Here is a 16,888-nt window from a genome sequence, read left to right on the forward strand (position 1 = left end):
ATTTCAGATGCTGCTACGGGCACCATTGACCCAAGATCATATCGACTACCTGCGAAAAAGAGGATTTCTGCATCCGGATGAATCGGTGCGCTCCAGCGGAAAAGCTGGGGAAGGAAACATGAACGTCACCCTGGCGGTTGCGACCGACAAGCGAACCATTATTCTAAAGCAATCCCGACCGTTTGTGGCCAAATATCCGCAGGTGCCGGCCCCTCCGGAGCGAACGGGCATCGAATATCAGTATTACCAATGTCTGGCAAGCCAGACAGATTTAGCCGGCTATTCTCCACGAATCATCGCATTTGATCCGGATTCCTGGCTTCTCGCCATGGAGTTTGTGGAGCAAGGAGCAGATTACCTGAAAATCTACCAACAGCCCGATCAATTCACCGAAGCCCTGGCCGAAGATTTGCTGAATTACCTTAAAGCACTACACCAACTCGAAGTAAAGGCTTTTCCGGAAAACCAGGCCATGCGCGCATTAAATCACCAACACATTTTTGTGCTTCCCTTTCAGGAGGAAAATGGTTTCGATTTGGATGGCATTCAACCCGGCCTGCAGCCATTATCCCGGATGATAAAAACAGACCCGGCGTTGATCGCAAAAGTAATGCAATTGGGCGAGCGGTACCTTTCCCCAGGAAGACAATTGATACACGGCGACTTTTATCCGGGTAGCTGGCTTTCCAGCCCTGGGGGATTGAAAATCATTGATACCGAATTTGCCTTTTTGGGAGATCCCGAGTTTGACCTGGCGGTAATGCTGGCTCATTTGCACCTTGCCCGAGTACCGGAAAACCGTCTCAAGAGTCTTCTGGAGTCGTATCCCTTGGATGAAGCCCTGCTGGCCGCTTTTACCGGAATAGAAATTCTCCGCAGACTCTTTGGACTGGCACAGTTACCGCTGGACTTATCCCTGGAAGAAAAAGAAATATACGCCCATCATGCCATCCAACTGATCCTTCATGACGCATTTTAATCGGTTACTATTCTTTCTCTTGATCTTATCAATGCAGGCCTGCTCTTCGGATCCCACAGAACATCAAACGGATCAATCTGAAGGCTCCCCCTTGCCCTTACCCCTCAGTAAAGATGAACTGGCAAATAAAGTAAAAGGAATGCTGGTGGGTAGCGCCATTGGTGACGCCATGGGCGCCCCCACAGAGATGTGGGACCGGGAGTCCATCGATCGGACCTATGGCTGGGTAGACGATCTGGATTCCATGGTACGGGAAGTCTCCCCGGAAGGAACCTGGAAAGTCAATCTACCCGCCGGAGGGACCACCGACGATACCCGTTGGAAAAAGCTCGTATTCGAATACCTGGAGACGCAACCTACACGGGAACTGGACCCCACGGCATTTTCACGACACATCGTCCGGGAGTACGAAGCCTATTTTTCGGATTTTCAAACACTTAGGCCGGAACAAACCGAAGCCCTGGAATACGCTAACCTGCGGGTTTTGTGGCTGCAGGAGTGGTACAAGGTATCTAAACCGATCCTGAACGAAGACCTGATGGGCTACCAGCAAGCACTGGGCAAATTTTATGGGGGAGAAATGGTCTGTGCCGGTCTGTTGTACGCGCCGGCGATCGGCCTTCGCTATCCAGGTCAGCCCGAGATGGCCTATGAACAGGCCTATCGGTTGAGTTTGTACGATATTGGCTATGCCAAGGATATCAGTGCCTTATCGGCGGCCATGACGGCAGCGGCCATGACTGCCAATGGCGACAAAACAAAATTATTGGACGTGCTGCGATCGGTGGATCCGGAATCCTTTTTCAAAAGCCGACTGGTAGGTCGCAGTAGCTACCGGGCCCTTGAGATTGCGCGGGAAATAGCCGAAACCGTACAGGGAGCCTCGATTCCGGAAAAAAACCTCCCAGGTACCGCATCCGCTAAAAAAAGCGCCATGAAGCAGGCTTTTGTCTTATTGGACAAGCACCTGCAAGACATGCCCTTCCATGCCGGAGAAATTCACTTGCAGGTACTAACCGCGATGTTGGTTGCCGATTTTGACTTTCGGGACAGCCTCACCTTCCTGGTCAATTATGGGCGGGACAACGATACCACGGCGGCGATTCTGGGAGGAATTTTGGGAGCTTTTCATGGGTACGAAAACCTTCCGGATGCGATGAAAACGCAGGTGGTTGACGTGAACAAAAACCTACTCGATATCGACCTGCATGCCTTGGCCGAAACCCAAACCAACCATATCCTTTCCCAATATGCCGCACCAAAATAGGCTTTCGTATAGAATTTTCCGAATCGTACCCCCGGGACTACAAGCGCCATACGCCGGACTGGCATCTCAGAAAGAAAGCCGTTCCTGGCTGAGAACCTGGCGGGCGTTCAGGGAGAAGCAGACTGCTTTTGCTAACGCTCATTACCACGGAAAATCAAGAACGCGTAACGTGGCACTATGGACGAATCCTAACCGGCATTGGCCTTGGCGAATCGCATGAACTAACAAAAAGTACGGCAAAAAATTTGAGGCTATAGCCGTGAAATTGTTCCACATTACTTTTTAAAATTTTCTTATTTTTTAAATTATTTAGTAATATATTTTGTTATTATCATATAAGAAACACCAATCATTCTAAAAAGGACAAAAATCATTAGTATGCCCTTACCTCTTAAATTCGTCGATAAAACCAATTCAGGCTTTTTTACAACCGTAAAAGAACGCGTAAACGATTATTTCCAGTCCAATGGACTGACAAAACAAGCAAATGGGGCCATGGTGCTGAAAACCATCATCTACCTGGTCTCTTTTGTGTTGCTATACCTGGCCATTTTACTGGAAGTATTTCCTTCCTGGGTATCCCTTTTGCTTGCTATCGCCCTTGGCATGAACATGGCTTTTATTGGCTTTAATATTTGTCACGATGCACTTCACGGTTCTTATTCATCCAAGCCATGGATCAATAATGCACTTGGTTTTATTTTTAATATCATCGGTGCCAACGTGTATATTTGGAAAATCACTCACAATAAAATCCACCATACCTACACCAATATTGTAGGGCACGACGGCGACCTGGAGATAGCGCCCGGGGTTGTACGGGTTTCAGAAAAGGAAAAACATCACCCGATCCATCGCTATCAACACATTTATGCTTTTTTCTTGTATTCGCTAGCCTCGGTGTCCTGGTTTTTTAAAAAAGACTACAAAAAGTTCTTCCAGAAGAAAATTGGCCAACATGAAAGCAACCATCCGAGAATAGAATATGTCAAGCTGTTTTCGTACAAACTGATGTACTATAGCCTTTTCATCATCCTACCCTTGCTGGTAATGAGCATTACCTGGTGGCAATTCCTAATCGGCTTTTTGGCGCTTAATCTGGCTATGGGGTTGGTTATCGGCCTGGTATTTCAACTAGCGCATCTAGTGGAACAAACCTCTCTACCAGATCCTGAAAAAAATGAAAATATAGAAGAAGCCTGGGCCGAGCATCAGCTGAAAACTACCGCTAACTTTGCAAGAGATAGTCGGTTGACCACCTTTTTATGTGGTGGTCTGAACCTACAAGTGGAGCATCACCTTTTCCCAAAAATCTGTCATATCCATTACCCGCAAATCTCGGAAATCGTTAAAAACACTTCTTTGGAATTCGGATTGCCCTACCACGAAAATACAAGCTTCGCATCAGCCCTCAAATCGCATTACAACTTTCTGAAAAAGGCGGGAAAAAAACAGCTGGCTTAGATAGATTCGGGTTATATACAGCAGTAATACATAATGGAGTGCATGCCGCTTCCCTAAGGTGGGGTCAATCATTTTCACTACACTATTTGCCAGTCTCCCGTAGCCTACTTATATTCGGAAGAAGTAAGTATACCATCGGATAAACCCAAATGGAAAGCAACCTGATAACCGCTGTCTTTTTACCTATTGCCTTAGCTTTTATTATGCTGGGTATGGGACTAAGCTTATCTACTAGCGATTTTAAAAACATTTTCACCTATCCCAGAGCCATGGTTCTGGGCCTTTTTTGCCAGTTGGTACTATTGCCCGTACTGGGGTTTTCTTTGGTCTTGAGTTTCGGATTGGAAGGAACGATGGCCGTAGGAATTATGATAATCGCTTGCTGCCCAGGCGGCCCTACTTCGAATCTAATTACTCATCTGAGTAAAGGCGATACCGCTTTGTCCATTAGCCTGACGGCTATGAGTTCCATCATTACCGTCTTTACCATTCCCTTATTAGTCAATCTTTCCATTACATATTTTGGCGAAGCTGGCAGCGTATCTCTTCCATTTATACCTTCCGTGCTCCGAATTACGGGGGTAACGTTGGTTCCGGTAGCCATTGGTATGTGGCTTAAAAATCGCTTCCCTAGTTTAACCCAAAAGGCGGATCGTCCGGTTCGGGTCGCTTCCATTGTGTTTTTCGTTCTTGTCGTAGGAGGAGCAATCCTAAATGAAAAAGACCAAATACGGGAGTTCTTCGCCCAGGCTGGTCCGGTAACCTTGCTTTTGAATATACTTACATTTGGGTTATCGCTGCTTTTGGCTAGGCTATTGGCACTTCCCCCCCGACAACAAGTAGCCATTAGCATCGAATCCGGTATACAGAATGGCACGCTGGGTATCATGATTGCAGCTACCTTATTGCAAAATTCAGCAATGGCTATACCGGTGGTAATTTACAGCTTGATTATGTTTATGGCTTCTATCCTGATCGTATTTCTATCAGGGAGCATGAATAAGGATCGGTTGGTCCAGGCGAAGGGGTAGGCAAAAACCAATCTAGATCAGCACATCCTTCACCACATGGCCGTGAACGTCGGTCAATCTGAAATCCCTTCCGCCAAAATGATAGGTCAATTGCTTGTGGTCTACGCCCAACAAATGAAGAATGGTGGCATGTAGATCGTGTATGCTAACCGGATTTTCTTCGACCCGGTAGCCGTAATCGTCCGTGCGGCCAAAAATGGTTCCCCCTTTGATGCCAGCACCCGCCATCCACATGCTAAAGGCAGATGGATTGTGGTCCCTGCCATCTTTCCCCTGGGCAAAGGGCGTACGGCCAAATTCACCCGTCCAAACCACCAGTGTCTCTTCTAACAGTCCCCTGGATTTCAGATCCTTGAGTAGCCCTGCAATTGGCTGATCTACGGCATGTGCATTCCGCTCGTGCCCGTCTTTTAGTCCACTGTGCTGGTCCCAGCGATCGATTCCTTTTTGATAGGGACAGGTTAACTCCACAAATCGTACCCCACGTTCCACCAGCCTTCTCGCCATTAGGCATTGGGCGCCGTAGCTCCGCGTATTGGGGTCATTGTCAAACAGGCCATATAACCGTTGGGTAGCCTTGCTTTCGGCGGCGAATTCGCTGAGCTCCGGCACCGACGACTGCATGCGGTAGGCCAACTCGTAATTCTTAATGGCTGCCTCTACCTCCTGCGATTTGTCCTCGCTTTCCCGATCCATGGCTTGTATAAAGTCGAGTTTGTCCCGCTGAAAACCAGCCATGCTGCTGTCGGGCTGAATGTTTGCTACTGGCGTATCTCCTGTTTTCATGATCGAGGCCTGGTAATCTGCCGGAAGAAAGCCGTTTTTGAAATTGTCTACCCCTCCCGGCGGTACCAGGCCACCATCCAATACCACGTAACCCGGCAAATTGCTGTTTTCGGAACCCAGTCCATAATTGATCCAGGCACCCATGCTGGGTCTGCCTTGTAGCCCGCTGCCCGTGTGCAGAAAATAATTGGCATTGGTATGTTCTGGAAAGTTGGACACCATGGAACGAATCAGCGCCAAGTCATCCACACAGCTGGCGATATGGGGGAAGAGCGCACTCACGGCCATGCCAGACTCCCCATACTGCTTAAATTCCCAGGGACTCTTTAGGAGTTTCCCGTTGTTATTGAACTGCGTCGCATCAATCTTGAAGGTCGGGTCCATGCCGTTTTCTTTTGCCAACCTGGGTTTGGGATCAAAGGAGTCCACCTGAGAAACGCCTCCGTCCATGTACAAAAAAATCACGTTTTTTGCCTTGGGTAGGTAATGAGGTGTCGTGGCCAATTGGCTGAGCAAACTGCGGGAACGCGGGTCGTCCGACTTGCAGGCGGAGCTAACAGAACCCAACAAGCCCATAAAGGCGAGCGATCCGAATCCGCCCCGGCAAATCCGCAACATTTCCCGGCGACTGAGTTGTTTATTCAAAACTGGACGATGGTGATGCATGTGCTTACAATAAATAAATAAATGCTTTCGTATTAAACAAGGCATGGCAATACTCCTTCCAAGCGGGAAGATCACCGGCGGCCGGATCGATTCCTACCGATCGGCTTGCCTCCTGGAGAAAAGCCTTTCCCTGCTCGACCTCCGCGGCAGAGGGCGGTCGGGAGAAAGCCCGGAAGTAGGCCTCCTGTATGCGTTCGTCGGTGGATCGATGGGCTCCTTGGAGTAGGCGTTTCGCGAACAATTCGGCCTGCTGTGCCACAAATGGATCGTTCATCAGAAAAAGGGACTGGGCCGGCACATTGGTCTCATCCCTGTTGCCGAAGGTAGTAAAGGGTGTGGGTCGATCAAAGGTGGTCATCATCCGATCCAGAAAATTCCGGCGGACTTCCAGGTAAACAGAACGCCTGCCATCACCGTCTAGCGGCCCGGATTTTGCCGGCCTACCCCTGCCTTGCATGAATTCGGTCAAATGTACGGGTACCGGAGGACCAAACATACGTCGGTCCAGGGAGCCCGAAACCTGCAACAAGCCGTCTCGAATGGCTTCGGCCTCCAAGCGCCGCACCGGATAATGCGCTAAATACGTATTTTCCGGATCCCTCTCTTCGTTGACATCTGCAGTACCTCGCCGAAAGGCCTCCGTTAGCACCATGGATTTTATCATGCTTTTCACCGACCAATCCTCTTCCCGGAAGGCAAGGGCCAACCGGTCCAAAAGCTCGGGATGACTGGGGAGTTTTCCTTGAAGCCCAAAATTGTCCACCGTTTCGACCAGACCTTTTCCAAACACATGGTGCCAAAGGCGATTGACCATGACCCGGGCCGTGAGTGGATTGTCCGGGTGCAGGATGGTTTCGACCATTTCTTTTCTACCACTGCCGGCGTCCCGGATCGGTTGTTGCCAATCCAAAATTGCTGAAAGGAAACTCCTGGGAGCGGGCTTGCTGTCGGGTTCCAGGTGGTTACCCCGTATGAAAACCGGACTTTCTCTGGCGAAACCCTCAGAAACTCCCTGTATAAACAAACTGTCCCTGACTTGTGCCAGCAATAAATCCATTGTCAGCTGGGTTTTCACTTCATCCGGAAAACGACGTTTGAGTTTTCCGGACTCCAGCTGTCCGTTGAGTAAGTTAATGTCCGTGGCTGTACTTTTTCCGGCTTTCCAGAGGTCTACCGCGACGGGTATCAGGTTTGCTGGAGAATAATAGCCAGGCGGGCTTTCTGGCTGAAACCATTCCTCGTCTGAAGCAGTCGCGTAGGCCACCTCTATGTAGGCTTCGGGGTCCTGATGATACGTATGTCGAATAAAGGATCCCGGCAACAGCTCAATGTAGGCATCGTGTCCCTGCCAATCGCCGAGGTCAAACACATAATTTTGCCATTCTTCATCGTTGACCTTTTGGTCCAGTCCCCCATATATCGGGTAGCTGATTAGCTGAAAATTATCCATGATAATCCGGATGCTGCCACCCGTCCCCCGTGCCCGTACGGCTAAATAACGGCGGTCAATGGAGAAATTCGGAGAACGAAGTGCTCCAAAAATTCCCGTACCCAACTTTCTGGAAGAAGCAAGCCCTTCTTTCAATGCGATAAGCCGACCGGTTTTGGGATCCAGCTGCGGGTCTCCGAGGGTGGTTCCCTCTCCAAATGCCCAACCATCGGCCTTCCAGCCATCAAAATCCGATCCCCTAAAATCGCCGATAACCTTACCTAACGCTTCTCCTCCATCGCGCGAAGCAGCGACTGCTCCTTGTCGACTGGCCAAAAGTACAGGCACGGAATCCCTGGTAGATTCCTCCCAGGAATTGGCGATCATCTCCCGTAGCTCCTTTTTAAGCCGGTGCACTTCCTGCATCGTTGCTGCTTTTTGTTGGTAGTTTCCCACCGGAATGGGGCTGAATCGGGTGCTCCCCAATACCCCGTACAGGCCGTAATAATCTGTGGCGGGAATCGGATCAAATTTATGATCGTGGCATTTGGCACAGCCGACGGTTAATCCCTGAAAACTCTTTCCGATCACATCGGCCATGTTGTCTATCCGGTCGGCTTCGTCCTTTTTCGTGTCTACCGGACTATGCGTGCCCTCGGTCATGGTCAAAAACAAGGTTCCGAGAACCGATTCGTTCGCTCCCGTTTCTGGATGCAAGCGCGGCTCCTGAATCAAATCGCCTGCCAATTGCTCCCGTACCAGCTGCGCATAGGAGACGTCCGAATTGATCGCCCGAATCAGGTAATCCCGGAATCTCCAGGCACCCTGAATCTCGAAGTCAAATTCGTGTCCCCGGGTTTCCGCATAGCGAACCACATCCATCCAATGGCTTGCCCATTTTTCACCAAAGGCGGGGCTATTGAGGAACTCGTCCACCAATAACTCAAACGCTTCGTCTCGCTCATCCGCTACGAATGCGTGTACCCGCTCCGGTTCGGGTGGCAGGCCGGTCAGTACATAAGAAAGCCGACGAATCAACTGGTATTTCGAGGCAGGAGCACCCGGTTTCAGCCCCTTGCTGTCCATTTTTTGATTCAGGTGGAGGTCAATTTGACTGGACAGTGACTCATCGGAAGGCAGGGCAGCAGAAACTACCGGAGGAATGAACGACCAATGGGGCTCGTAAACGGCCCCTTGATTGATCCATTTTTTTAGCAACTCGATTTCTACCGCCGTTAGTTCTAGTTTGGAAGCAGGTGGGGGCATTTTTAACTCCGGATCACTTTCAGTAATGCGATGAACTAGCGCACTCTTAGCGGCCGACCCCGGAACAATGGCACTCAGGCCACTCTCCAATAGCTTTGTTGCGCCTTCCGCCAAATCCAGGCGCAGTCCCGCTTCCCTACTACTGGGATCCGGACCATGGCAGAGGTAGCATTTTTGCACCAATATAGGCTTGATATGGTAGTTGAAATCTACCTGTTTGGGTAGGTTTTCTCGTTCCTGCGATTGGCAAGAGAGCATCGCCTGCCCTGCAAAAAGGATTACAATGCAGCTTGAGAAGAACGATAGACATTTTTTTAAGGCGCAACAGGATACCATACCGTTTACTACTATTCCGTTATTTTTCTTTTAAATCTACTTAAAAATTCAGGAAATTCAATGGCTCAAACCGTTTTTCGAGGAAGTCCGGGATGGACATATCCAAACCACCCAATAGTAAGAAGGACGGGAAAGGCAATCTACAGGGGAGATAATTTCACCGATTATTTGTGTCATGGTATATGCAGAAGAATTTTAAATGATCGTGGTGTATCGCTTTTTATTCGATAATTTATGTGCCAGCGAATTTTATCCGGTTACGTCCATGGAATATTTTATTTTATAAAGTAACGTTGCCAAAAATCCATACCATATTTTGAATCATAACCTGTATTGGCTAGGACAATTTCAAAACGAATTTTTTCTTGGCCTATTTAAAAAATATTATTTTGACCTTTCTTATAGTTATACTCCTAAAAAATATATTTTTTCATTCGAAAGAATCTTTCTATGCATGAAACCGATTGCATGTTATATTTTATTTAGTTATGTTCGAGCCGTTTTAGTGCATCGGGTAGACTGCTGCACCAGACAAATTTCGGCAAAGTGCCGGAGTCCATCATTTAATTAAAACCCAAAAAAATGGAAAAAATCTTACAATCCTATGGTATTCAAGGTGCAAGGCGGATTGGCCTTACGCTTTGGATCGGTCTGTGGTTGGTTTCGACAGGTTTTGCCAGGCCCACGGTAGTAAACCCGGCCTCGCTAAGCCCAAGTGACCAACCAAATCTGGCAATTCCTGCCGAAGACGACATCACGGTGTCTGGAACGGTAACCGATGAGTCCGGGGAAGGGATTCCCGGTGTAACCGTTTTCATTGCCGGTACCGGTACCGGTACGGTCACGGATATCGACGGCGCTTACTCGCTGAGTGTACCCGAGGGCTCGGAACTCACCTATTCGTATGTTGGTTTTGTTTCCCAGACCATCACGGTCGGAAATCAGTCGGAAATCAATGTCACCTTACTAATGGACACCGCTTCTCTGGAAGAGGTAGTAGTTATTGGTTACGGTACGGCAAGAAAGCGGGACCTAACAGGTGCGGTTTCCTCCGTTACGGCTACCAGATTGGAAAATGAAAACCCAAATTCGGTACAAGACGTGCTTCGGGGCAACATCGCCGGACTGAATGTGGGACTGAATACCTCCGCAAAAGGAGGCGGTAGTCTGGAAGTACGAGGTAGAACCTCCCTGAATGCCGGATCCAGCCCATTGATCGTATTGGACGGAGCCATTTATTACGGCCAATTGTCTGACATCAACCCCAACGATATCGAAAGCATCGATGTCTTGAAGGATGCGAGTTCTGCGGCCGTTTTCGGCGCAAAAGCAGCAAATGGTGTGGTGCTGGTCAATACAAAAAAAGGAGCGCTCGGCAAACCTCAGGTAAAAATCAATACCAACTGGGGCGTGGCCACCATGGCCAAAAACGAACCTGTCTATGGACCTCAAGGGTTTCTATCCTGGAGAGAAGACGTGATGGAAAGCATCAACGCGGGTGGATTCGAGCCCTATCGCTTTTCCAACCCCAACACGCTTCCCCCGGACATTCCACTGGAAACCTGGCTAAACTACGACGGATCGGATGGAGATCCCGAAACCGTATGGTTGCAGCGCCTGAACATGCAACCGCTGGAAATTGCCAACTACAAAGCGGGCGAGAGCGTCAACTGGTACAACATGATGTTCCAGAATGGCCTGCGGCAGGATCACACCGTCAGCCTTTCGGGTAGAAGCGAAGACTTTCAGTATTACTGGTCCATGGGCTACCTGGACAACGAAGGGCTGGTCGTGGGAGACAAATTCACCACCGTCCGAAGCCGCTTTAACATCGAAGGCAATGTCAACGAATGGCTGACCGTGGGGATGAATACCCAGTTTGCCGACAGGGATGAGAGCCAGATTCCTGTTTCCTGGGGAAACATGGTGAATCTGTCTCCCTGGGGCGAGCCCTTTCTGGAAGACGGCGTAAGCTTGCGATTCCGGCCTAATGAGGAAGTCAGCGGAGGCCGGCATCCGTATTACACGCCAAGTTTTACCGATCGCCTGCAAAAGGAGACCACCATTAACTCCACCTTGTTTGCTTCCATTGAGCTGCCCTTCGGCATCAAGTTCCGAACCAATTTTACGCCTCGGTACGAGTTTTACGAACGGTACAACCACGAAAGTGCCGGCCACCAGGACTTCGAAAATATGGGAGGAAGGGCCAGCCGACAGCAACGGAAAGTATACTACTGGCAGGTAGACAACATCCTAAGCTGGAATAAAAATTTCAACAATATCCACAACTTTGACGTGACCCTGCTAGCAAACGCAGAGAAATTTCAAAGCTGGGACAATACCATGCAGAACGTGGGATTTGAACCCCATGACAGACTGGGCTACCACAACATTGGCGCGGGTATCAATCCCATCATGTCCAGCAACGACCAATACCACACGGCCGACGCGCTGATGGGTCGGGTTATTTACTCCCTATCCGATAAGTACATCACTACCCTATCGGTCCGACGGGACGGTTATTCCGCCTTTGGACAAAGCAACCCGCGTGCGACCTTTACCTCCGCCGCATTCGCCTGGTTATTTACGGACGAAGACTTCGTCAACATTCCCTGGCTGGATTACGGTAAATTGCGTGCCTCCTGGGGTGTGAACGGAAACCGGGACATTGGGCGCTACGCAGCGTTATCCGACCTGCAAACCGGAAAATATTTCTACCAGCGACCCAGTGGGGAACTGTATTTCGTTAGTCAGCTGTATGTAAATACCATGCAAAACTCCAACCTGCGCTGGGAAAAGACCACCTCTACCAACCTGGGTTTGGATTTCTCCCTATTTAACAGCATCCTGGACGGTACAATCGAGGTTTACGACATGTCGACCACCGACCTCCTCGTGGAGCGAAGTCTTCCAGATATTCTCGGGTTTGATTTTGTATTCGCCAATTTGGGTGAAGTACGAAACCGAGGGGTTGAAGTGAGCCTTAACAGCCAATTGGTTAACCGCAGCAACCTTTCCTGGCGGGCGAATCTTAATTTCCAGATGAACCGGAACCGCATTGTCAGCCTTTACGGGGACCTGGACGAAAACGGCGAAGAGCTGGATGATATCGGAAACCGTTGGTTCATCGACCACGCCATCGACGAAATCTGGGATTACCGAACCGATGGAATTTGGCAAACGCCCGAGGCGGATGAAGCTGCCAATTATGGAGTAAAACCAGGCGATTTTAAAATCGAAGACGTCAACAACGATGGGCTGTATACCAATGCCGATCGTCAATTCCTTGGTTTCCGGGAGCCTCGGTCCCGGTGGAGTTTGCGAAACGAATTCAAAATTTGGCGAAACTTTGATGTGTCTTTCATGATGTACGCCTACCTGGGCCATTTGGGCACCTTCAATCAGCGTAAAAATCGTCAGGGATTCCTGGATCGATCCAACTCCTACATTCTCCCCTATTGGACGGAAGAAAACCCGAGCAATGAATGGGCCCGACTGTACTCCAGTGAAGGTGGAGCCGGAGGATTTAACGTGTACCAAAGCCGTTCATTTGTTCGGATGGAAAATATCGCCATGGCCTACACTGTTCCCCAGACCATTTTGGAACGCGCAAAAATTCAGAATTTGCGACTGTACCTGAACGTGCGAAACGTAGGCTTTTACGCACCGGAAATGAACTTCTGGGATCCCGAATCCGGAGGACCAACCCCACGAATCTTTACCCTGGGACTTGATTTGACGCTTTAATGGATCACAAAAAAACGAACTACTCATGAAAAATATACTAAAAAAATCATCGGTATACCTGGGCCTGATGGCGACGGGTCTGATGCTCAGCACCACGGGCTGTGACGAAGCCTGGCTGGAACCCAAACCGCTTTCGTTTTATGCGCCTGAAAATACGTTCAATTCTGCCAGTGGACTTTGGAGCGCACTGGTGGCCTGCGAACGAAACATGCGGCACGAATACACCGGGGATGGACCGCCCATCCTGACCGAGCATATCTTCACGGAAGTCGCCGTAGAAGGTACCACCGATAAATCCGGTCCCGCTCAGGACATGAACCTGTTGATCACACCGGATGCCAACCTGAACAGCGCCAACTTTAACCGAATCGGCTGGTACTGGATGGAAGGATTTAATGGCATCAAATACGCCAATACCGTGATTTCCCGGATCGATGATCCCACGGATTACGAATCGGAGGAGGAACGCAACCACATTTTGGGTACGGCTTATTTTCACCGTGCCCTGCGGTACTACAGATTGACCAACCAATTCGGGGATGTTCCCCTGATACTGGAAGAAATGCTTGAGCCCCGCCTGGACTTCTATTCCACGGACCGGGAGGTAATCCTTCGAAAAATGAAGGAGGACCTGGAATGGGCCGAGCCATGGGTTCCTTCCGTGATGGATCGGGGTCAGGTACCAAAAGGAGCCATACAGCACCTGCTGACCAAAGTCAACCTGGCACTGGGGGAATTTGACGATGCGATTGCATCGGCCTCCCGCCTGATAGACGGAGGTACGCATGCGCTAATGACCGATCGGTTTGGTTCTACCGGTAATGACCCGGAACGTAACGTGATCTGGGACCTGCACCGTCCGGAAAACAAGTCCCTCAACGCCAATACCGAAGCCATCCTGATGGTGATGGACCGACTGGATACCGACGGAAATTCTGGAGGCATGTCTTCCATGCGCCAGGCTGTTCCCTTTTGGATCACCAATATCAATACCCCCAATGGAAACCGGGGTACCATCGATCAACCGGGCATTGAGATCGACCACGTGTCGAAATATGGCCGGGGTATTGGACGCCTTCGCGGCACCTGGTACCACCAAAGCATGATTTGGGACGACGAAAACGACCTGCGCCATGCGCCAGGAAACTGGATGGACATGACCGATCTGGTCTACAACAACCCGGGAATCAAAGGTAACGACGAGTATTATGGTCAGCCCTTGCAGTTTCGCAACGATCAAGGCACCGTATTGGTGGTGGACACCATCCGAAGTTGGTTTTCCTGGCCTCATTACAAGGTATTTATACCCGACCCTCAAAATATTCGACCCAGCGGGGGACACAGTGACTGGTACATTTTCCGATTGGCCGAAACCTACCTGCTTCGTGCGGAAGCCCATGTCTGGAAAGGAGATCTGGCCAGTGCCGCTGCGGATTTAAACGCCGTGCGTACGCGGGCAGGCGCCGCCCCTTATGCACCGGAAGAAATGAATATCGGAACGATTCTGGACGAACGGGCACGGGAATTGTACTACGAAGAACCCAGAAAAACAGAGTTGACCCGAATGGCATATCTTTTTGCCATGACTGGCAAACAGGCCTACAATGGAAAAACCTATTCCATGGGTAGTTTTTCGGATGACAATTTCTTGTACGATCGCATCATGGAATTCACTGACTATTACAACAAAGGAGTCTTTACCCGCCACGGGGATACCTACACCTATAGTCCTTACCACGTCTTGTGGCCCGTTCCCGCCGATGCCATCAATACCAATACTCAAGGTATAATCAATCAGAATAAAGGATATGCCGGGTTCGAAAACAATGTTCCCCCGTTAACAACGGTGGATGGAAATCATCCCAACAGCGAGGGCTAATCGTTCAGCCCCAGCGTGCAAATAAGAAAAAGCCCGGAAGAAAATTCCGGGCTTTTTTTGTGGGATACCTATCTATTGGTGAATACCCTTTTGATTTTAACCCGAACCAGGCATTGGCCTTTCTACGCCACAGCGTACAGGTAGGACGAACTGAAACTGCTTCTGAATCAGTCGATACGCCACCGTTTTCGATTTCCCCATCGCAATGCTATGCCTCAATCTCCAAGCAGCCCGATTTCGTGCCGTTTCAATTCTCATAACGATTCCCCAAGCATCATTCGGGCTCAACGGCCTATGAAAAGCTAGGAAAGAGTCCATCACGTAGGTAAACGGTATCGCTTCACCTGTCTCACCACGGAGATCGACGCCGGTAAAAAAGCGCTTAACCAAAACCCAAACGGCTAGGGTTCGTTGGGAATCACTTCGAGTAAGAATAACTGGCGTGTGCCATTTGCGGCCATGCCGGGTAGCAATAGTGCGTCACTGCTGCGGTTCCACCGAGGTGCGGGATCGATGCGAATATCCCCGCTATAGCCCCCCTTGCTGATCCCCCCGGACCTGGCCCAGGCTCCGTCACTGAGCCGAAGAACCGAATACCTGTTCAAGGTATCCGTCGAATATCCATTTGCGAACCAGTTTCCGTCGGCGGATAGGGAGATATCTCCCTCCGGGTCGGGAAACAATTCGGAATCCCCCAGGTACCCCACTATTTCCATTTTACCGACATCGTATAAAACCTGTCGTTCGGTTCCGGTATCGTCGGGGGCACTGCCTATCAGGATGTTTCCAGCCCCCCATTCTGGATGACCCCCAACAAAAATGGAGTGGCGGGTGAGCCCGCTGCCATCGGCGTTGATCGTAAACGGTACGTTGACACGTGTCCCCTCCCCCCGATTACCGCTCCAGCCAGCCCGTGCAAAAAAATATATTTTGTTCGAATCCCGATTCCAAAGGGTATGGTTGATAAACAAACCGGTGTGCTGCAAGTCGGGCTGTGATTCCTTGATTTTTTGTTCCAGTTGAAAAAACGAAACCAACAGCCGTTTTTCGCCAGTTTTCGTATTTACGATAAAGATTCCGTCATTTTTCGGTGCGGGGTCCTCCTTTGACCAGTCCAATGCACCGGAATAACCGGTTACCCGCCGCAGGCGGGACATTCTGCCGTAATTGAGGCCCAGCCAAAACGAGCCGTCGGGAGCCACGCCGCCATTTCCTATGGGCGTATCTTCGTACCGAAATTCCCGTATCCGTTTCCTTTCCTCCAGGTCATAAAGTACCGTGAAGACCTTTCCAGTTGCGGTATCTTTGTCGTTGAAATAAAACTGACGTTCCGGTTGTTTTGGATTCCAATAAAACATGGTCCCTTGCTGGGGGTTCCAGGCATGGGTTTTTTCCAGGTAAATCAATTGGTCATTCGCCTGCCTGTCCAGAACAAAAATTGTAGCTGCCTCGTCTGCATGGGGCATGCGGTGAATGGAATCGATTTCCATGCCGAGAATGTAGCGTTCCGAGGCGTTCCAGGGCGAGGTCAGGCATTGCCCGATATAGCCAAAAAAATGATGTTTCAAACCGGAGGTGAGTTGTGTCAGCTCCAACGAAAAAGCCGGAGCTACCGGCTCTTTCCTCGGCTCGCAAGCATGGAGAAGAAAAAGGAAAACCCCGCTAGCAAACAGGCCTATACGTATTCGGTACGGATAAAATGCACGTAGAATGGGACTGCTCATGGTTTTTTGGTTTTCTTTCCAATATAGGTTTTTTTTGGAAAATATGTCTGAATAGGGATTCGTCCTTACAAAGAACAGCAAGGGAATTGCCTCCGGGGTCTGGGAAATGCCTACTTCGCCCTGACAATCTGCAACATTTGTTTTTCTGCAGCGCATTTCCCCTCAAATTACCGAACCAAGGAAGAGGACTATTGGCCAGCGCCTGCATTGTAGTTGAAAGAATGGCTAAAGGACCCGATTGAAAGAGGTAATCGTCGATAAACCGGGCGCGAAAAAACCCTACCGATTTCCCTAGATGTACGTAGGTATGCACT

The 16,888-nt window shown here is 49.7% G+C and carries 9 protein-coding genes; 6 read left to right on the top strand and 3 right to left on the bottom strand.

Annotated features, from left to right (window positions below; all coding sequences use genetic code 11):
- The first annotated feature begins 7 nt into the window (after positions 1-7).
- From BMW71_RS04455 to BMW71_RS04470, 4 genes are all read left to right on the top strand, one after another.
- Positions 8-979 (top strand): phosphotransferase, encoded by a 972-nt coding sequence (locus tag BMW71_RS04455; RefSeq protein ID WP_092169933.1) that lies wholly within the window; start codon positions 8-10, stop codon positions 977-979.
- On the top strand, positions 966-2,246 hold the full coding sequence (locus tag BMW71_RS04460; protein ID WP_177179568.1) for an ADP-ribosylglycohydrolase family protein: 1,281 nt from the start codon (positions 966-968) through the stop codon (positions 2,244-2,246). Before BMW71_RS04455 ends, BMW71_RS04460 begins: the two co-directional genes overlap by 14 nt.
- A 378-nt stretch (positions 2,247-2,624) precedes the next feature.
- Complete coding sequence (locus BMW71_RS04465) at positions 2,625-3,710, top strand: fatty acid desaturase family protein (protein ID WP_092169938.1); 1,086 nt, start codon at positions 2,625-2,627, stop codon at positions 3,708-3,710.
- Positions 3,711-3,859: 149 nt separating this feature from the next.
- Positions 3,860-4,741 (top strand): bile acid:sodium symporter family protein, encoded by an 882-nt coding sequence (locus BMW71_RS04470; RefSeq protein WP_092169940.1) that lies wholly within the window; start codon positions 3,860-3,862, stop codon positions 4,739-4,741.
- 12 nt (positions 4,742-4,753) lie between these two features.
- Here BMW71_RS04470 and BMW71_RS04475 read toward each other — a convergent pair whose 3' ends face one another.
- Both BMW71_RS04475 and BMW71_RS04480 read right to left on the bottom strand, forming a co-directional pair.
- Complete coding sequence (locus tag BMW71_RS04475) at positions 4,754-6,172, bottom strand: DUF1501 domain-containing protein (RefSeq protein WP_244891074.1); 1,419 nt, start codon at positions 6,170-6,172, stop codon at positions 4,754-4,756.
- A 25-nt stretch (positions 6,173-6,197) separates the two neighbouring features.
- On the bottom strand, positions 6,198-9,224 hold the full coding sequence (locus tag BMW71_RS04480) for a PSD1 and planctomycete cytochrome C domain-containing protein (protein WP_244891075.1): 3,027 nt from the start codon (positions 9,222-9,224) through the stop codon (positions 6,198-6,200).
- Between the two features lie 582 nt (positions 9,225-9,806).
- On the opposite strand from BMW71_RS04480, the gene BMW71_RS04485 reads away from it, so the two are divergent.
- Both BMW71_RS04485 and BMW71_RS04490 read left to right on the top strand, forming a co-directional pair.
- On the top strand, positions 9,807-12,971 hold the full coding sequence (locus BMW71_RS04485; protein ID WP_092169948.1) for a SusC/RagA family TonB-linked outer membrane protein: 3,165 nt from the start codon (positions 9,807-9,809) through the stop codon (positions 12,969-12,971).
- A gap of 25 nt (positions 12,972-12,996) precedes the next feature.
- The gene (locus tag BMW71_RS04490; protein WP_092169951.1) at positions 12,997-14,850 is read left to right on the top strand and encodes a RagB/SusD family nutrient uptake outer membrane protein; all 1,854 of its coding nucleotides are present in this window, start codon (positions 12,997-12,999) and stop codon (positions 14,848-14,850) included.
- Between the two features lie 401 nt (positions 14,851-15,251).
- Here BMW71_RS04490 and BMW71_RS04500 read toward each other — a convergent pair whose 3' ends face one another.
- Positions 15,252-16,574, bottom strand: coding sequence for a hypothetical protein (locus BMW71_RS04500; protein ID WP_143057551.1), 1,323 nt, complete (start codon positions 16,572-16,574; stop codon positions 15,252-15,254).
- Positions 16,575-16,888 lie beyond the last annotated feature (314 nt).

Source organism: Cyclobacterium xiamenense, assembly GCF_900109255.1.
In the GTDB taxonomy this organism is placed as follows: domain Bacteria; phylum Bacteroidota; class Bacteroidia; order Cytophagales; family Cyclobacteriaceae; genus Cyclobacterium; species Cyclobacterium xiamenense.